Below are 19,239 nucleotides of genomic sequence, written 5' to 3'. Positions count from 1 at the left end.
GAGTAACATATTTGTATCGATGGTGGTATAATTTATTTGAAAAAAAGACGAGAGAAGGCGACAACAATGAAAAAAGTGATTTCTCTTATAGCAGTGTTAGTTCTAAGTGTGGTTGCACTTTCTGCGTGTAGTAAGGAACAAACGAAGACATATGAGGGAGACGTTAACGGTAAGAATGTCATTACGTCATTAACATATAAGGATGACGAAGTACTTAAGCAATCTACCATTGGAACGGTTAAATATGATGATTTAGGAATTGATCAATCACAAGCTAAAGAAATGTTAAAAAAAGATGAGAAAGCTTTTAAAGGCGTTAAAGGTGTAACGTATAAAGTCGATTACAAAGGTCAAAAAGCTGTCGAGCATATAGATGTCGATTATAAAGAAGTAGACGTAGATAAATTGAAAAAGAATTTAGGTTTCGAGTCTGCTAAAGCTAAGAAAAAAGATTATGTAAGTATGAAGAAATTAGTTAAACAATTGAAACGTAACGGTTTGAAAGAGAAAAGCAAAATGAATGATGAATAATTGTTGAAGTTGATTGAACAAGTATTTTAGAAGATGAAGAGTGCGGGACGTGAATCTCGCACTCTTTTTTTAGTTATGAAATTAATTTAAGTTTATAATCTTTAATTTTTTGAGTAGCTCCATCAAGCTCTCTATAAATAATATGTTCTGATGTGATTTCAGTCGGGCTATTCACACCAACAGCTGCTGCGATATTAAATAGACCTTCATGTAAACTAGTTACATAATTTGTCACACGGTATTGTTTCTCATCAACGATGAGCGCTTTTTCTTTTTTAGGATCAGTTGTAGCGACACCAACTGGACATGTATTTAAGTGACATTGTTGACTCATGATGCAACCAACACTAATCATCATACCTCTAGCAATATTTACTAAATCAGCACCTAAACCTAACGCAATGGCAATTTTATCGGGTGTGATGAGTTTACCAGATGCAAATATTTTAATTTTATCTCTGACACCATATTTTTCTAACATACCTGAGACGATGGGTAGTGCGGTAAGTAATGGTAATCCGACGCCATCTTCAAGTTCTTGGAAAGTAGCCCCCGTGCCACCTTCACCGCCATCGACAGTGATAAAACTTGGATAAGTATCGAGTTGAACCATTGTTTTTACTAGTTTTTCGATTTCATCAACTTTACTTACTACGATTTTAAATCCTACAGGTTTTTGACCTAGATTCTTAATTTTATTAACAAATTTGAGTAAGTCTTCTGGATTTTTAATAAAGTCAAAACGGTTTGGTGAATTAATTGTTTCATGGGGTTTAACATTACGAATTTTAGCAATTTCTTCTGTAACTTTATTGCCTTCCATATGACCACCACGTGTTTTAGCGCCTTGAGCTAACTTTAATTCAAATGCGCGAATATTTTCACGATCAGCTAATTGTAAAAACATGTCTTTATTAAAGTGTCCTTCTTTATCTCTTACGCCAAAAAGTCCTGGGCCAATTTGGAAAATGATATCACCATCACCCTTAAGATGGTAATCTGATAGCCCACCTTCACCTGTATTCATCCAAGTGCCTGCTTTAGATAACCCTTTTGATAAAGCAGTTATAGCATTTCTACCGAGAGCACCATAACTCATACCTGATTGTCCTACTAAACGTTTTACTTTATATGGATGTTTAAGTTCAGGTCCTAAGACAACTGCATGTTCATCTGATAAGAAGAAAGGATCGATTTGAGATCTTTTTCTATGTTCATCACGACTAAATAATCGTTCGTTTTCAATTTGATATAAAAATGTTGAGATTAAATCTGAATTATCGACATGTAATTCTGAGGCTTGTAATGGAAACATTGTGTTTTGTATGTAAAACCCATCTTTATATTCTCTTTGAGTACCGTAACTCGTCATGCGAGAGTTATATTTACCTGCAAGAACAATATGTTTATAATCATTTCTTGAAAATGGTTTACCTTCATTATCATCAGCGAAGAAGTACTGACGAAGTTCGGGTCCTATTTTTTCAGAGATATAACGGATACGTCCTAAAACTGGAAAATTTCTAAGTACACTATGTTGATCTTGACCTTTATCTTTAAATAGCCAAATTAAACTCATGATAACAATACCTAATAGCACAATCATTATGATGATATTGACTATAAATTGCATCGTTGTCAATATAGACATAAACATTCCCCCTAAACTAGTTTCTTCATTATTATGATACATTAATGTATGCGTTTTACAATGAAAGCGTATAAAATTAATTTTAAAATTTCAATTAAATTATTACATTTACGTACTTTAGTGATAATGTTTAAGTGATAGGTAATAAGAGGTGAGCTATGAATAGAGAGACACAATCAATAGAGAGAAAACGACATATTCCTTTATGGAACACTAAAAAGGTTGTTAAAAAAGACATTCTACTTATACCAGCATACATATTTTTTCAAAGTATAATACCTATCATCGTTGTTTTTGGAACACTAGGTATTACTGCAATGATTACACAGCATGCACCACCTGACTGGTTTTACAACCTTTCATTAAGTATAAGCTTTGTTCTGGCACAAGGTTTAGTGCTCATGCTGTTTTTTGCCTTACATAAGTTTTATATTGCCAGTGTCGCAAGGAGACAGTTTAAAAACGCTAAAAAGTATGTACGTCAAATACTTATTGTAGTTATGATTACATTTGTGCTAATGTTACTTATTGAGTGGCTTGTTCAGTGGCTACCTGCCTCATTAAGATTTGGTGTAACACAATATGAACGGCGAGTGGAAGGATTATTTCTACACCCAATCGCCTTATGCTTTACGTTTATATCAATGGTTGTTTTACGCCCTATGATTGAACAACTTATCTATAGACACATCATTATTCATGAATTAGGTAAGAAATGGAACAAGAAAATAATGATTGTGATATCAATTGTTATCGAAGCTCTAGTACATACGTATGACATGGCTTCTATTTTCGAAATAATTCCGTATTTACTTATTGCGAGTGGTGCAACTTATTTATACATTAGAACAGGTCAAAATTTAGCAGTAGCCTATCTTTACCAATTAGGTGTGCAATGCTTCATATTTTTAGAGATATTGAGTAAAGTGTATATCTTTTAAAGTTATTAAATAAAGGAGTATTAAATGAGCAACGAATCACATGAAATACATCAACAAACAAATACACCAGTTATGAACGAATTTGATTCGAAGAAAATAGTGAAGAGAGACTTCTGGTTAATTCCAATTTATATATTAAACTTAACAGCGATACCTATTATATGTGGAATTATTGGTGCCTTCATTGGTTATGCAATAGTAGGTAACATGTCAAAGAAAATATTTGAAGATTATTATATGAATGCTGCAACCATTGGAAGTGTAATTGGAGCATTCATTTTACTAATTGTGTTTTATCTCATGCATAAAAACAACATTAAACCTATAGCTATATCGCGATTCAAAGCACTTAAGAAGCATATTATATTAATTATAGGATCTATCGTCATGATTTATGTATTTGAATCTTTTTATCAGATTTTAATGCAGTTTTTACCGGAAAAGTTTCAATTTAATGATACTGAAAATAATAAAGATATAGCGAAAATGTTTACACATGGATGGTTAGTGCCATTTCTTTTTCTAGATATTGTTATACTCACACCTTTTGTTGAAGAGTTAATATTTAGACATTTGATTATTCATGAATTAGGTAAAAAATTAACTTACGGGCTCATGTATATAGTCTCGATACTTATATTTGCTAGCTTACATTGTGTGGGCGCTAAATCGCCATTTGAAATAGGCCCCTATATTATCATCGCGTCCATGATCGTTTTTGTTTATCACAAAACTGGTAGAAATTTAGCAGCTACCATTACGATGCATACTATAAACAATGCTGTTTCATTTCTAATAATGGTAATGGGTTTATAATGTAAATGAGTACACATTTGTGAGTGTGTACTCATTTTTTGTTTAATGATAAATATAATATTCAGAAAATATAAATATTTATTTAATGTTAATATAAAACTTAAAATAGGGAATATAAACAACAATAGTTTCATAGAAAGGAGCGTTAGTCTTGCTATTAAAAGTTGAGAATCTTACATATGAAGCGGATAAACGTACAATATTAAACAACATCAATTTAAATATTGAAAAAGGGGATACCATAGCAGTTATAGGTCCATCTGGAAGCGGAAAGAGCACCTTATTTAAGCAACTTAATAATTTAATTAGTCCTACTGAAGGTGAGCTATATCTAGATGGCAAAAATTACAATGACTATTCGCCAGAAGAATTAAGATCACGTGTAAGTTATCTTATGCAACAAAGTGGCTTAATAGGTTCAACGATTGAACATAATATGAAATTCCCTTGTGAGGCAAGAGGGGATAAGTTTGATAGGGAAAAAGCAAAACAACTTATTAAACAAGTCGGATTAGGAGATTATGACTTAGATGCTGAAATTGAACATATGTCTGGTGGGGAACGTCAAAGAATTACGATTGCACGTCAATTAATGTATGAGCCAGAAGTGTTACTATTGGATGAATCGACAAGTGCACTAGATACTAAGAACAAAGAAAATATTGAAAATATTATCTTTGATTTTGCTAAAAAAGGCGTAGCCATTCTTTGGATTACTCATAGTGATGATCAGAGTATGAGACATTTTAAAAGAAGAATCACCATTACTGACGGTAAAATCACTAAGGACGAGGAGTTGAATAGTGATGAGTAATACAGCATTATGTTTAACAGCACTACTATTATTGATTCCAATCTTTATTTCATATAAAGAAGGTTTACATATCATTAAAGATTTAGTAGTGGCAACGATACGAGCTGCAATACAATTACTTATTTTAGGATTCTTGCTACATTACATTTTTAAAATTAATGAAAAATGGCTACTCATGCTATGTGTGCTAGTGATAATTATTAATGCATCATGGAATACTATAAGTCGTGCTTCACCAGTGATGCATCATGTATTCTGGATTTCATTCGTAGCTATATTTATCGGTACAGCATTACCATTAGCAGGCACTTTAGCTACAGGAGCGATTAAATTTACTGCGAATGAAGTTATTCCAATTGGCGGGATGTTGGCGAATAATGGCTTGATTGCTATTAACTTAGCTTATCAAAACTTAGATCGGTCATTTGTTCAAGACATTTCAGGTATTGAATCTAAATTAACGCTATCAGCAACTCCGAAGATGGCATCAAAGTCTTCTATTAGAGAGAGTATCCGTTTGGCCATTGTACCGACTATTGACTCTGTGAAAACGTATGGACTTGTATCTATTCCAGGGATGATGACTGGCTTAATTATTGGTGGGGTGCCTCCATTACAAGCCATTAAATTCCAATTATTAGTAGTCTTTATTCATACGACAGCAACGATTATGTCTGCATTAATTGCAACTTACATGAGTTATGGCCAATTCTTTAACGCTAGACATCAGTTGATAGCGCGAAACTCAGATGTAGTAGGGGACGAATAATATCTAAATCCATTCTACACAAAACATAATTTCTTATTATATAATGAAACAGTTATGAACATTACAGCGTTTGTAGCTGTTTTATTTTTGCTACAAACCTTTGCAATACAATTTAGTTTTAAAAGAAAGGAGTTTATTTATGTCTATCGTGCGTATTGCCACTTTTATATTGAGTGTGTTTATCGTGGGAATGGTGGAGATGATGGTAGCTGGTATTATGAATTTAATGAGCCATGATCTTAATGTTTCCGAAGCGGTTATAGGTCAGCTGGTTACAATGTACGCATTAACATTTGCAATTTGTGGTCCGATTTTAGTTAAATTAACGAATCGATTTGCTGTACGACCTGTTTTATTATGGACGTTATTCACCTTTATCATTGGTAACGGAATCATCGCAATTGCACCGAATTTCACTATTTTAGTTATAGGACGTATACTATCGTCAGCTGCAGCATCATTAATCATTGTTAAGGTCTTAGCCCTAACTGCAATGTTAACGAAACCGAAGAATAGAGGTAAGATGATAGGTGTTGTGTATACAGGATTTAGTGGTGCTAACGTATTTGGTGTCCCTATTGGAACAATGATAGGTGATTGGGTTGGTTGGCGCTTTACATTTCTATTTATTATGGCAGTTAGTGTTTTAGTAGGTATATTGATGATTATCTATCTTCCTAAAGAAAGCGAATTAGCACATGCCAATCGTTCTAATCATTCATCGGACAATGATTCCGAAATACCTTCACGTATCATACGTCCTATGGAAATCGTAAAATACTTGATCATCACTTTCTTAGTTTTAGTAGCAAACTCAGTCACTTTTGTGTATATTAACCCATTAATTTTATCTAAGGGACACGAGTTATCTTTTGTATCTCTAGCATTGTTAGTCAACGGTGTTGCTGGAGTAATCGGAACATCACTTGGGGGAGTTTTTGCAGATAAAATTACAAGTAAGCGTTGGTTGATGATATCAGTATCAATCTTCATTATCATGATGCTTGTGTTAAACCAATTACTTGCAGGAACTGTTATTCTACTCATTGGATTGTTTGTATGGAATATTATGCAGTGGAGTACGAACCCTGCGATTCAAAGTGGGATTATTGAACACGTTGAAGGTGATACAAGCCAAGTAATGAGTTGGAATATGTCATGTCTGAACGCCGGTATTGGTTTTGGTGGCATCGTTGGAGGATTAGTGATATCTCATATTAATGTTCAAGCCATAACCTATACAAGTGCTATAATTGGCTTACTCGGACTTATTGTTGTTTTAACTTTAAAGAATATTCATTACGCTAAAAATTAAAACCTGAATCGCTCATGTTAGTGGATGAGCGTTTCAGGTTTATTTATATATATATGAAAGTATTCAGTATCTTTATGGTATTTAGACCAAGGCATTCTATTGTATCTTACAAAGTGACCTAAATCTGCCATCATGTCATGACTTAATTGAATATCTGATTGCGTATATTTATAGTTATTTGCTGATAAAATATTTAAGTTGCCAAACCAAAATATCATATCGAGAATATGGTAAGCAGATTTAAAATGAATGCTTTTAGGTTTACACCAGTCGAAACGTGCTAACCATTTATGTTGAGAATGTGTAGATTGTAGAAAGTTCAATGCCATATTTTTAAAATAAGATCTCGTTATTACTTCTCTTTGTTGTTGTGCATTTTGAACTTCTTCTAAAATGGGAATATCGAATAAGCGCATGATTTCTTTAAAGCGCAATGGTGACAGTTTCCGTGAATCATTCTCTATATAAATATCTCCCTCAGAATTCGTGAAACCAACGAATACTGGTTTTGAAAATGCAGTTACAGATCGTGTCATTTCAGGGCTTTGGATAGGTTGATAAATCAAATCAAGACTTCTCGATGGCCCTCGTTCTACTTTATGTAATCTCATTAAATCTAAAATTTCATTACTAGTTAATGATTCAATTGATTTATCAGGATAATGCTTGTGAACTAAAGATTCAAATTGTTGCGCCTTCTTATTTGCAGTTAGAGGAGAATCACTGTGTAATGTGCCACTGAGCAACATCACTTTGTGATAATACTGGTCTAAGTCTGGTATTTGCATGAGTGCCATTATGCTCATACTTCCCGCAGATTGACCCATCAACGTTATGTTTTGAGGATTACCACCAAAGTAGGCAATATGATGGTGTACCCATTTTAAAAGGTTGATTTGATCAGACATACCATTATTGTAATCATAATGATTATTGAAATAAGACCAGTCTAAATAACCTAAAGCACCTAAACGATAATTGAAGGTAATAACAATAATATCTTCTTGTTCTACGAGATGATAGGGATTGTATAAATCTGCTGTTCCGTGCCCTTGAGTAAATCCTCCTCCATAGAAATAAATAACCACTGGTTTTAAATTTTGGGTATTACTTGCTCGCCAAATATTAAGATGAAGACAATTCTCATCTTGTTTAAAAGTTTCAAACGTCTGAAGACCATTTGAGAAGAAATCTTCAAGTGAATTATAAAGTTGGGGAGGGATAGGTTTAGCTTTCTTGGCATCAATCATTTCATAGACAATGTTGTATAACTGTGAATGTTGAAAACGTGTCTTAGAATTAAATGATTGGGCATAAGGTATACCTAGAAATGTATCGATATGACCGTCACTTGTTCCAATAACCGTTCCTTCATTGATATTTACTTTAACCATATTCCCATCTCCTTATCAATCTCTTAATTTAAACTATACCATTAAAAAAACGCTCGAGATATTTATCTCGAGCGCTATAAGTTATGCGTTAGTTATTTTGTTCTTGACGATCTCTTTCTTTCCAGTCTTTACGTCTTGCTTTTCTGCGACGTTTTCTTAATTTATCGCCCATCTTCTTGTTTAATTTATTGGCACGTTTGAAGTAAATACTTTCGAAGTAACTTGTTGTACCTAATTGATAGAAGATTAAAGCTACAATTGCGATAACTAAGAAATCCCATGGGTAATGAATCCAGTTCATACCTTTGAATTCTTTACTTCCGATGAATGATAAGAATGCGAGTACGACTAAGTAAATAATAATCCATAAACTACCGCCGATTTGTTTTTTAGTGTTTTTCCAATTCATCTTATATTCATAGAAGAAATAAATTGGTAAACCTAAAATGATAATGAAAATAACTTCTGCAGTCGTAGGCCACATAGCCCAATAAATTGCTAGTGACGCAAGTACGAATGATAATGGCGCCATAAATTTTAATATATTTGCTTTAAATGGACGTGTCATTTTTGGTGCCATTTTACGTAATGAAATAACTGTTGTTGGGCCTGTTAAATATGCTACTAATGTTGCTGTAGAAATAACCGCTGCTAATGTACCCCAGTCACGGAAAAGTGTAACCATAATCATACTGATGATTGCGTTAAATGCAATTGCTACACGTGGAATATTATATTGTTCATTCATTTTACCTAAGAATTTAGGAATATGACCATTCTTTTCCATAGCGCGTAACACACGGCCAGTAACAGCTACGAATGATACACCTGTACCGAATGGTGAAACAACAGCCTCAACATAAAGTAAAATAGCTAACCAATTGATACCTAATAAAATTGCCATATCTGCGAAAGGTGAATTGAAATTAATTCCATTCCAACCATGTTCATGAATCATTGAACTTGGCATTGATGTAATGAACGTACTTTGAAGTACAATGTATAAGATTGCACTTAATGTAAGTGAAATCGCAATACCTCGAGCGATATTTTTCTCGGGATTTTTAATCTCAGATCCCATATTAATGATAGTTTGGAATGCGTTGAATGAGAAAATGATACCTGATGTAGTCGTTGCAGCGAAGATTGGTGCACTACCATATGGCATAAATGCACTTGCTGAGTGACCATAGTTATTTGTATCAAATCCAGAAATCATTAACATAATAATAGTTAATAAAGGTACTCCTAATTTAAATACTGAAATTAAACTAGTGAAAGAAGTTAATAGTTTGACAGACCAGTAGTTTAAAAGGGAGAATATTGCGATAATAACGTAAACGGCGAATAAACCAATTGTACTGATTGAGCCGTCTTTCATTAAAGCTCCCATTGGTTTAGCCCATTCCCAAGGCCACGAACTCATATATTGTACAGCTGAAACAGCTTCAATTGGAATAATTGTTACGAGTGAAACCCAGTTAGCCCATGCCGCTATGAATCCAAGTAGTGATCCATGTGTGTATTGAGCATAATTACTCATGCCACCTGATTGTGGGAACATTGTCCCAATTTCAATATAGTTATAAGCTATCGTTCCAATAACTATGAAACCGATGATCCATGAAATAATGGCGGCTGGACCAGCGATAGAAGAGGCCTCCCATGCACCGAATAACCAACCAGAACCGATTAATGAACCAAGCCCTAGTAAGACGAGTTGCGAGAGGTTAATCTTACTACTTTTTGATTTATTTTTATTTTCCATATTTACTCCTTCTTATGTGCTGAAAGATTTTTCAACAAATTACTGGTACAATTATACGCGAGTTTAATTAATAGTCAAATTGTGTTTTTGTAAAATTTTAATTAACGTTACATAATTAGATTTTTCTGAAAATTAATTATACAATAGCTAATAATATTTAATAAAAGGATTGAAGGGGGGTAGCTAATGATGAATAAACAAAAAAATGAAAAGGTTGAACAATTTTTACAAAAAGATAGTCAATGGCAGGCGTGTTATAAATATTTGAGAAAGTTAATTTTTGAAGAAACTGAACTTGAAGAAACATATAAATGGATGCACCCATGTTACACATTAAATAATAAGAATGTAGTGCTTATTCATGGTTTTAAACATTATGTAGCACTACTATTTCATAAAGGGGCTATCTTAGAGGATAAATATCATACGTTAGTGCAACAAACTGAGAAAGTTCAAGCAGCCCGTCAATTGCGTTTTGAAAGTTTAGACGAAATTAAAGAACGAAAAGATGAGATTTTATTCTATATAAATGAAGCCATTCAAACTGAAAAAGCAGGTAAGAAAGTTGAAATGAAGAAAACCGAAGATTATGAAGTGCCTGAAGAGTTAGAGGAAAAATTCTCAGAAAATCCACAATTTAAAGAGGCGTTTGATAATCTGACTCCAGGTCGTCAGCGTCAGTATTTATATCACATTTCACAAGCGAAACGTAGTCAAACTAGAATTAATCGCATTGAGAAGTATTATGAGCATATTTTAAATGGAAAAGGCATGCAAGATAAGTGATGAAAAGAAAGAGCAGGCGCATGATTTTATTCTCTAAGCATAAATAAAAAAACTGTCGACATCGTCAGAGACCATGCCGACAGCTTTAAAGCGAACAGATTCCACCCTGTTCGCTTATTTATTTCACTCTAATTGTTGAATTATTTTTGATCACCATTTAAACGGACTAAAATTTTAGCTTGCGATTTATCATTAACAAGTTGATTGAAACCACTTTCGACTATATTTTCTAATTCAATTTCATCAGTAACTACATCTTTAACATTTAAACTGCCATTAGCGATTAAATCGATTGTTTGTTGGAAAGTTGTTGGTGTATAGGCAATTGTAGTAGTTAATTTAACCCCTCTATTCATTTGAAGAAGAGGATTAAATTCTACTGGATGACCGAAAATAGCTACGATAACTGAAGTACCACGTGGACGTGTCACTTCAATAGATTGTTGTAATGTAATACCAACACCAGCTACTTCGAATGAAACATCTACACCATTTTCAGTGTTATCATATACAGCTTTTACTGGGTCTACATTTCCAGAGTTAAAGGTATGAGTTGCTCCAACGCTTCTTGCTTTTTCTAAGCGTTCTTCAGATAGATCGAAGACAAAGATTTTACTTGCACCAGCTGCTTTAGCTGCTATAACAGTTAGTAAACCAATAGGGCCAGCTCCAAATACCGCAACTGTGTCACCGAATAATAATTCGCCTTCCTTAACAGCTTGAACAGCTACAGCTGTAGGTTCAACAAGTGCGCCTTCACGTGCTGATACATTGTCAGGTAAATGATACACGTTTGTTTCAGGTGCGTTAGTAAACTCTGCAAACCCTCCATCTGAACCTAAACCTATAAATGAATAACCATCATATAAATCAACATTTTCTTCTTTTTCACGTTTAGAAACAGTTGGGTTTACGACAACTCGGTCACCTTTTTTGAAACGTGTGACATCTTTACCAACATTTTCAACTACGCCAGAAAACTCATGACCCAATGTTACAGGTGCTTTTTGACCTAACAATGGATCAGGTTTGTCTGTTGAAATGAAAATAGGTCCTTCTAAATATTCATGTAAATCTGTACCACAAATACCTGTCCATGAGACTTTCACTTGAACTTCATCATCTTTTAATACTTTTGGATCGCGGTCCTCTACACGAACATCTTTTTGTCCATACCAGACTGCTGCTTTCATAATTTAACAACCCCTCAATTGTTTATTTGACATCGAAACTACATCTTTAGTCTTTCATTTGGTGTAATAATTCTTATCACACTTTGAGAATAATACTATTATGGTAGGTTTTCAATAGGTTAAAGCAAATTTATGTGAAAAAAATCACGAATTTTTGCGGTTTGATTTATTTTTTCATCGAAATTTAACTTTTAGATGGTAAATATTTATTTAGGCTCTATTTTATAAAAAAGTTAACATAGAAAAATATGACTTTGTAAGTTGACTGATGTTTAATAAATTAATATAGGGTATAGACTTATATAACTGCCGAAGTTCACGTGTGCACATATTAGTGTTAGTATGATATTCAGATTGCTAACATAATTATGTGAAATATTACATATTCAAAATTTTAAAAGCAAAGGCCTCTGTGCTCTTGTTTAACTTATGAACCTATTTGTTTAACAACTGCTCTTGAGGCCTTTTATTTTTTGAAATTTGAGGAAACTTCGTCACTTTAACAATTGGAAAGGGGAACAAAACTATGTTAAGTATTAAAAACTTAACCAAAATTTATTCAGGGAATAAAAAAGCAGTTGATAATATTTCCTTGGATATTGAATCTGGTGAATTTATCGCCTTTATTGGGACAAGTGGTAGTGGTAAAACGACCGCATTACGTATGATCAATCGTATGATTGAAGCGACTGACGGTCAGATTACGATGAATGGTAAGGATGTACGTAATATGAATCCAGTAGAATTACGCCGTAGCATTGGTTACGTCATTCAACAAATCGGTTTAATGCCACATATGACCATTCGAGAGAACATTGTTTTAGTACCTAAACTTTTAAAATGGTCTAAAGAGAAGAAAGATAGTAAGGCAAAAGAATTAATTAAATTAGTCGATTTACCTGAAGAATACTTAGATCGCTATCCAGCTGAATTGTCAGGTGGACAGCAACAACGTATTGGAGTAGTGCGTGCACTTGCTGCTGAACAGGATATCATTTTAATGGATGAACCATTTGGTGCACTTGATCCTATAACTCGAGATACGTTACAAGACTTAGTTAAAGAGTTACAACAAAAGCTTGGTAAAACATTTATTTTCGTTACGCATGATATGGATGAGGCGATTAAGCTGGCAGATAAAATTTGTATCATGTCTAAAGGGCAAGTTGTTCAGTATGATACACCTGATAATATATTAAGAAATCCTGCGAATGACTTCGTTAAAGACTTTATCGGTCAAAATCGTTTAATACAAGATCGTCCGAATATGAAGACGGTAGAAGGTGCGATGATTAAACCTGTAACAGTACAGGCGGATGATTCATTAAATGATGCAGTTAATATTATGAGAGAACGTCGAGTGGATACCATCTTTGTCGTGAATAATCATAATAAATTATTAGGTTTCTTAGATATTGAAGATATCAATCAAGGTTTAAGAGCAAAAAAAGAATTAATTGATACGATGCAACGTGATATTTATAAGGTACATATTGATTCAAAATTACAAGATTCAGTGCGTACGATTCTTAAACGTAATGTAAGAAACGTACCGGTAGTGGGTGATGATAATGAATTAATTGGTTTAATTACTCGTGCAAACTTAGTGGACATTGTTTACGATTCAATTTGGGGTGAGAGTGATGAGGGCTTAAGGAATGACTCATCTCATTTAAATAATCATCCTACCCACAACCGTGTTCAAGAGGAGCAAGAGGCTAACGTAGCTCAAGAGTCTGACTCACATAAAGGAGCTAATGAGCCTGATGATACTCAGAAAACGGGAGTTGATCAATAATGAGAGCATTCTTTCAAGAATACGGCGGTCAACTCATATCGAAAACAATTGAGCATTTCTATATTTCAATTATTGCTTTACTAATAGCAATTGTTGTAGCGGTGCCACTGGGTATTTTACTTTCTAAAACGACTCGCACAGCTAATGTTGTATTAACCATTGCAGGTGTACTCCAAACAATACCAACACTTGCAGTATTAGCAATTATGATTCCTATCTTTGGTGTAGGTAAGACACCGGCTATTGTAGCTTTATTTATCTATGTTTTACTACCGATTTTGAATAATACAGTATTAGGTGTAAAAAATATTGATAAAAATGTTATTCAAGCAGGTCAAAGTATGGGGATGACGAAGATGCAATTAATGAAAGATGTTGAATTACCACTTGCATTACCTCTTATCATTAGTGGTATCCGACTTTCAAGTGTGTATGTTATTAGTTGGGCAACTCTTGCAAGTTATGTCGGAGCTGGCGGATTAGGTGACTTGGTATTTAACGGTTTAAATCTTTATCAACCACCTATGATTATAAGTGCAGCTATTTTAGTAACACTTTTAGCGTTAATTGTTGACTTCTTACTTTCATTAGTTGAAAAGTGGGCAGTGCCTAAAGGTCTCAAAGTATCTAGATAATTAAAAAGGGAGGAAACGTCTTTGAAGAAACATATGAAATATACAGTCATTCTCATTGCATTGTCCCTCTTAGTATTATCTGGGTGTAGTTTGCCAGGCCTTGGTGATGGCAATGCAAAAGATGATGTAAAAATTACGACGACTGAAACAAGTGAAACAAAAATTATTGGTAATATGGAAAAATTAATGATTGAGCATGAAACAAATGGCAAAATCAAACCAACTTTAATTGGTAACTTAGGATCAAGTATTATTCAGCATAATGCGTTACAACGCGGAGATGTAAATATGTCGTCAGTTCGATACACAGGTACGGAACTAACAAGTGTACTTGATGCTAAACCGACGAAGGACCCTAAAAAGGCGATGTCAGAAACGCAACGCTTATTTAAAAAGAAATATGATCAAAAATATTATGATTCTCTAGGGTTTGCTAACACATACGCTTTTATGGTTACTAAAGAAACAGCCAAGAAATATCATTTAGAAAAAGTATCAGATCTTAAAAAGTATAAAGATAAATTGCGTTTAGGTATGGATACGCAATGGATGAATCGTGCAGGAGATGGCTATCCTGCATTCGTTAAGGATTATGGCTTTAAATTTGATAGTGCTCGTCCAATGCAAATTGGTTTAGTTTATGATGCACTTAAAAATAAAAAATTAGATGTGGCAGTAGGATATTCTACAGATGGACGTATTGCAGCCTATGATTTAAAAATCTTAAAAGATGATCGTAAATTCTTCCCACCATATGATGGCAGTCCTCTAGCTACGGAGAAATTAATTAAAGATAATCCTAAAATTGATAAAGCATTGAAAAAACTACAAGGTAAAATTAATACTAAAGAAATGCAAAAATTAAATTATGAAGCGGATGGTAAAGGCAAAGAACCTGCCGTGATTGCGGAAGAGTACTTGAAGAAACATCATTATTTTGATGATGAGAAAGGAGGGCAAAAATAATGAAAGGCAATTTATTGCATTCAATCCTAGAGTATTATTCACTCAACTGGGCCTTCCTTTTAGAACTTTTCTTTAAACACTTACTTATGTCTGTTTATGGTGTGTTATTCGCTTGTATCATTGGTATACCCATTGGGATTTTTATAGCGAAATATAAACGCTTATCATGGCCAATCATCACGATTGCTAACATTATCCAAACAGTACCTGCCATTGCGATGCTAGCGATTCTAATGTTAGCTATGGGTCTAGGACCAACTACTGTTGTTGTGACCGTGTTCTTATATTCTTTACTACCAATTATTAAAAATACGTACACAGGTATCGTAGAAGTTGATGATAACATTAAAGATGCGGGTAAAGGTATGGGCATGACGGGCAACCAAATTTTAAGAATGATTGAGCTTCCTTTATCATTATCTGTGATTATTGGAGGTATTAGAATCGCACTTGTAGTAGCAATTGGTATTGTAGCGATTGGTTCATTTATAGGTGCGCCAACACTTGGGGATATTATCATTCGTGGTACAAATTCTACAGATGGAACAACATTCATATTAGCTGGTGCCATTCCTATTGCATTAATCGCTATAATTATTGACATTGGATTACGCTTTTTAGAGAAGCGTTTAGATCCAACTCATAAAAATAAAAAAACTCAGTCACAAGAAGACCAAGTTCAAAAATTAGGATAATATTCAGTGATTTGTAATTGTTAATAATAAAGAGCTACATTTCCTATTAAAAGTATAAGGAAATGTAGCTCTATTTTTATATTATAAAGTTTAAAAATTTATAATAAGATTGGTGCGAGAATAGGTACAACAGCTACGACAATTACGCCTACAATAACAACGGCGATACTTCCCATAGATTCTTCTGTTTCACCTAAATCTTTAGCAGCAGCTACACCCAGAGTGTGGCCACTAGTACCTAAAGCTAATCCTCTCGCAATGGGGTTTGAAATTCTAAACATTTTAACTATTTTAGCACCTAGTGCAGAAATAACTACTGCATTTAAAATAACAGCCAAGGAAGTTAATTCTTTTACTCCGCCAATGCCTTCAGATACAGGTAAAGCGATTGCTGTTGTTGCTGCTTGAGGTAGCATTGATGCTGTAATCTGAGAACCAAATTGGAATAATCTAGCAACTAGGTATATTAAAATAAGTGCTACGACTGTACCTATGGCAATTCCACCAAATATTTGAATCCAGTATTTTTTTAATACATCACGTTTTTTATATAAAGGTATCGCAAAACTAATAGTAGCCGGTTCTAAGAAGAAGTTAATGATATTACCACCAATTTTGTAATCTTGATAGCTAATGCCAGTTACCTTTAAAAACACTATTCCTACAACCATACTGACAAATAATGGTGCCAATAAGAAGAAACCATTTGTTTTTTTATATAGGTATGTAGCAATTACGAAAGGAATTAATGAAAGTAATATTCCGAAGTATGGTGTGTGAATTCCTAAATGATCAAGCATTGTTTAACCTCCGATTTGACTAGTTTCTTCATTTTTTTCTTTAGATGGGAAAAGTGATTTCGTAACTAAAAGTTGTGAAGCAAAACCAGTGCTAATAAGTAATAAAATAGTTGAAATAATAATTAATAAAATAATTAAAACAGGACTCTTACTTAAGATTGGTAATGAGTTAATAACTGAAATACCAGCTGGAACGAAAAGAAAACTAATATTATTTGTTAAAGCAGTTCCTACAGATTCAACTTGTCCTAACTTGACTATGCCAGTGCATAGAGCGATGAATAATAATACTAAACCAATAACTGAAGCTGGCATAGGAATCGGGATAAATGATTCGATTATTTTAGAAATTAATAAAATAACTGCCAGTGTTAAGGCTTGTTGAAAAACATTATATGTTTTCTCTTGGGGGTTTTTATTATCTTCCTTATTTGAATTAGAGTTTGACAACTTTAATTCCTCCTTTGCTTTCTATAAAACACATTGTAATATGTATTTATTTTTTAAGGGTAATTCTATTGAAATAATACTAAAAACGTAAATAAATTGTCATGGAAATTATATTTTTTTGACTTATTTTTGTGAGTTCCAAGAATTCAATCAATAAATTAAGCCCTTACATATCTTAAACCTATAAGTTCAAACATTATAGTATGGAAATATTAAAGTAAATAGTGTAGAATAAGTTTCTATATTTACAAATTTTCTAAAAATTATAAGAAGTCATTTCTTGATAGAAGGTACTATACATAATAAGACTTAATTTAAAAATTTTACCATATTTGTTGGTATCATTTAAAAAGTAAATTTAAATGTGATAAAGTTTCTTAATGTAAAATTACGAAAAAATAATCAGGGGTATTTTCGTTAATTAAGATAAATAAATATTTTTAAAGTGAGTTAGTCTTTCAGATTTAGGGTTTCTAATTCAAGTAGGAGGAATAAATGATAGATGAATACTTCAAAAGAATTTAGGGGAGATAACCGCCTTTTACTAGGGATTATATTAGGAGTTATCACGTTTTGGTTATTTGCACAGTCACTGGTTAACTTGGTTGTCCCGTTACAATCATCATATAACAGTGATATCGGTACGATAAATATTGCTGTGAGTTTATCTGCATTATTTTCTGGCTTATTTATTGTTGGTGCCGGTGATATCGCGGATAAATTTGGACGCGTTAAACTTACATATATTGGATTAGCATTAAATATCATTGGTTCAATTCTTATCATTATTACACCATTACCGAGTCTATTAATTATTGGTCGTGCAGTTCAAGGACTTTCTGCTGCATGTATAATGCCCGCGACGTTAGCGATTATTAATGAATATTACATCGGCACAGCTAGACAACGCGCGCTCAGTTATTGGTCTATTGGCTCATGGGGTGGTAGTGGCGTCTGTACATTATTTGGTGGATTAATGGCGACAAATTTTGGCTGGCGTTCTATTTTTATTATCTCTATTATTTTGACGATATTAGCAATGTTTTTAATGAAACATACTCCCGAGACGAAAGCTGAACCTATCGGCAATAAACCTCTGGAACCTAAGAAATTTGATGTTATTGGATTAATCATTTTAGTGATTTGTATGTTAAGTATTAATGTTATTATTACTCAAACATCTAATTATGGCTTGATGTCTCCACTTATATTAGGTTTAATTGCCGTTTTCGTTATCTCACTCATCGTATTCGTTATGTATGAGAATAGAATCAAACATCCTCTTGTTGACTTTGATTTATTTAAAAATAAAGGCTATACCGGTGCAACAGTTTCAAACTTTATGTTAAATGGTGTTGCAGGTGGTACGTTAATTGTGGTTAACACTTATTATCAACAGCAATTAGATTTTAATTCTCAACAAACAGGCTATATTTCACTTACATATTTAGTAGCGGTATTAATTATGATTCGTGTAGGTGAAAAGATTTTACAAGCATTAGGACCTAAACGACCACTACTTATGGGAAGTGGTTTTACAGTTATAGGTTTAATTCTACTTTCTTTAACATTTTTACCTGACGCATGGTACATCGCAGCGAGTGTTGTAGGGTATTTATTATTTGGTACTGGTTTAGGTATCTATGCGACGCCTTCAACAGATACAGCTGTTGCTCAAGCACCAGACGAAAAAGTAGGTGTAGCTTCAGGTGTATACAAAATGGCTTCTTCTTTAGGGAATGCCTTTGGTGTCGCTATTTCAAGTACAGTTTATAGTGTGCTTGCTGCGCAATTAAATTTATCACTCGGTGGTTTTATGGGTGTGATATTTAACGCAATTGTAGCACTCCTCGCTCTAATAGCTATCTTGTTTTTAGTTCCTAAAAAACAATCAAATTTATAAATATCATGGATGGC

General features: G+C 33.4%; 18 protein-coding genes. 12 read left to right on the top strand and 6 right to left on the bottom strand.

The genetic code is table 11. From position 1 onward, the window contains the following. The first annotated feature begins 66 nt into the window (after positions 1 to 66). A complete protein-coding gene (locus MHI13_RS19890) occupies positions 67 to 531 on the top strand; it encodes a YehR family lipoprotein (RefSeq protein ID WP_002432483.1) in 465 nt (154 codons plus the stop codon). Between the two features lie 73 nt (positions 532 to 604). Here the strand turns inward: MHI13_RS19890 and MHI13_RS19885 are convergent, their stop codons facing one another. Beyond that, entirely contained in the window at positions 605 to 2,182 is a 1,578-nt protein-coding gene (locus tag MHI13_RS19885) for an FMN-binding glutamate synthase family protein (RefSeq protein ID WP_002432810.1), read from the bottom strand. A 158-nt stretch (positions 2,183 to 2,340) separates the two neighbouring features. On the opposite strand from MHI13_RS19885, the gene lnsB reads away from it, so the two are divergent. From lnsB to MHI13_RS19860, 5 genes are all read left to right on the top strand, one after another. After that, positions 2,341 to 3,123 carry a CPBP family lipoprotein N-acylation protein LnsB gene (gene lnsB, locus MHI13_RS19880; RefSeq protein ID WP_064210165.1) on the top strand — a complete coding sequence of 261 codons (783 nt, stop codon included), beginning with the start codon at positions 2,341 to 2,343 and terminating at the stop codon, positions 3,121 to 3,123. 24 nt (positions 3,124 to 3,147) lie between these two features. Next, positions 3,148 to 3,939, top strand: coding sequence for a CPBP family intramembrane glutamic endopeptidase (locus tag MHI13_RS19875; protein ID WP_002432923.1), 792 nt, complete (start codon positions 3,148 to 3,150; stop codon positions 3,937 to 3,939). A gap of 151 nt (positions 3,940 to 4,090) precedes the next feature. Beyond that, a complete protein-coding gene (locus MHI13_RS19870; protein WP_023351170.1) occupies positions 4,091 to 4,753 on the top strand; it encodes an ABC transporter ATP-binding protein in 663 nt (220 codons plus the stop codon). Continuing rightward, entirely contained in the window at positions 4,746 to 5,522 is a 777-nt protein-coding gene (locus tag MHI13_RS19865) for an ABC transporter permease (protein WP_002432324.1), read from the top strand. The genes MHI13_RS19870 and MHI13_RS19865 overlap by 8 nt, the downstream gene beginning before the upstream one ends. Before the next feature lie 139 nt (positions 5,523 to 5,661). Then, positions 5,662 to 6,837 (top strand): MFS transporter, encoded by a 1,176-nt coding sequence (locus MHI13_RS19860; RefSeq protein ID WP_064210166.1) that lies wholly within the window; start codon positions 5,662 to 5,664, stop codon positions 6,835 to 6,837. Positions 6,838 to 6,854: 17 nt separating this feature from the next. On the opposite strand, the gene MHI13_RS19855 is transcribed toward MHI13_RS19860, so the two are convergent. Together MHI13_RS19855 and MHI13_RS19850 are read right to left on the bottom strand one after the other, a co-directional pair. Continuing rightward, positions 6,855 to 8,231 carry a carboxylesterase family protein gene (locus tag MHI13_RS19855; RefSeq protein ID WP_064210167.1) on the bottom strand — a complete coding sequence of 459 codons (1,377 nt, stop codon included), beginning with the start codon at positions 8,229 to 8,231 and terminating at the stop codon, positions 6,855 to 6,857. Positions 8,232 to 8,319: 88 nt separating this feature from the next. Then, positions 8,320 to 9,999: an APC family permease gene (locus MHI13_RS19850; protein ID WP_002469890.1), complete on the bottom strand. Its 1,680-nt coding sequence runs from the start codon at positions 9,997 to 9,999 to the stop codon at positions 8,320 to 8,322. Positions 10,000 to 10,185: 186 nt separating this feature from the next. Between MHI13_RS19850 and MHI13_RS19845 the strand changes: the two genes are divergently transcribed. Further along, positions 10,186 to 10,785 (top strand): YdeI/OmpD-associated family protein, encoded by a 600-nt coding sequence (locus MHI13_RS19845; protein WP_002453956.1) that lies wholly within the window; start codon positions 10,186 to 10,188, stop codon positions 10,783 to 10,785. A gap of 140 nt (positions 10,786 to 10,925) precedes the next feature. Here MHI13_RS19845 and MHI13_RS19840 read toward each other — a convergent pair whose 3' ends face one another. Then, a complete protein-coding gene (locus MHI13_RS19840; protein WP_002432347.1) occupies positions 10,926 to 11,978 on the bottom strand; it encodes a 2,3-butanediol dehydrogenase in 1,053 nt (350 codons plus the stop codon). Between the two features lie 526 nt (positions 11,979 to 12,504). Here MHI13_RS19840 and MHI13_RS19835 point away from each other — a divergent pair. Genes MHI13_RS19835 through MHI13_RS19820 form a run of 4 tightly spaced genes read left to right on the top strand, consistent with a single transcriptional unit; the run spans position 12,505 to position 16,072 of the window. After that, positions 12,505 to 13,776, top strand: a complete 1,272-nt coding sequence (locus MHI13_RS19835) for a betaine/proline/choline family ABC transporter ATP-binding protein (protein ID WP_002432604.1) — start codon at positions 12,505 to 12,507, stop codon at positions 13,774 to 13,776. After that, positions 13,776 to 14,411, top strand: coding sequence for an ABC transporter permease (locus MHI13_RS19830; RefSeq protein WP_002432732.1), 636 nt, complete (start codon positions 13,776 to 13,778; stop codon positions 14,409 to 14,411). Before MHI13_RS19835 ends, MHI13_RS19830 begins: the two co-directional genes overlap by 1 nt. Positions 14,412 to 14,432: 21 nt before the next feature. Beyond that, positions 14,433 to 15,377, top strand: coding sequence for an osmoprotectant ABC transporter substrate-binding protein (locus MHI13_RS19825; protein ID WP_002432629.1), 945 nt, complete (start codon positions 14,433 to 14,435; stop codon positions 15,375 to 15,377). Further along, the gene (locus MHI13_RS19820) at positions 15,377 to 16,072 is read left to right on the top strand and encodes an ABC transporter permease (RefSeq protein WP_047796673.1); all 696 of its coding nucleotides are present in this window, start codon (positions 15,377 to 15,379) and stop codon (positions 16,070 to 16,072) included. Before MHI13_RS19825 ends, MHI13_RS19820 begins: the two co-directional genes overlap by 1 nt. Before the next feature lie 98 nt (positions 16,073 to 16,170). On the opposite strand, the gene lrgB is transcribed toward MHI13_RS19820, so the two are convergent. Together lrgB and lrgA are read right to left on the bottom strand one after the other, a co-directional pair. Next, positions 16,171 to 16,872 carry an antiholin-like protein LrgB gene (gene lrgB / locus MHI13_RS19815; RefSeq protein WP_002453952.1) on the bottom strand — a complete coding sequence of 234 codons (702 nt, stop codon included), beginning with the start codon at positions 16,870 to 16,872 and terminating at the stop codon, positions 16,171 to 16,173. Between the two features lie 3 nt (positions 16,873 to 16,875). Next, a complete protein-coding gene (gene lrgA / locus MHI13_RS19810; RefSeq protein ID WP_002432718.1) occupies positions 16,876 to 17,322 on the bottom strand; it encodes an antiholin-like murein hydrolase modulator LrgA in 447 nt (148 codons plus the stop codon). A 502-nt stretch (positions 17,323 to 17,824) separates the two neighbouring features. Between lrgA and MHI13_RS19805 the strand changes: the two genes are divergently transcribed. Continuing rightward, the gene (locus MHI13_RS19805) at positions 17,825 to 19,225 is read left to right on the top strand and encodes an MFS transporter (RefSeq protein ID WP_002432852.1); all 1,401 of its coding nucleotides are present in this window, start codon (positions 17,825 to 17,827) and stop codon (positions 19,223 to 19,225) included. Positions 19,226 to 19,239 lie beyond the last annotated feature (14 nt).

Source organism: Staphylococcus sp. FSL K6-0223 (genome assembly GCF_038008285.1).
This window is presented reverse-complemented; position numbering and strand designations above follow the sequence as displayed.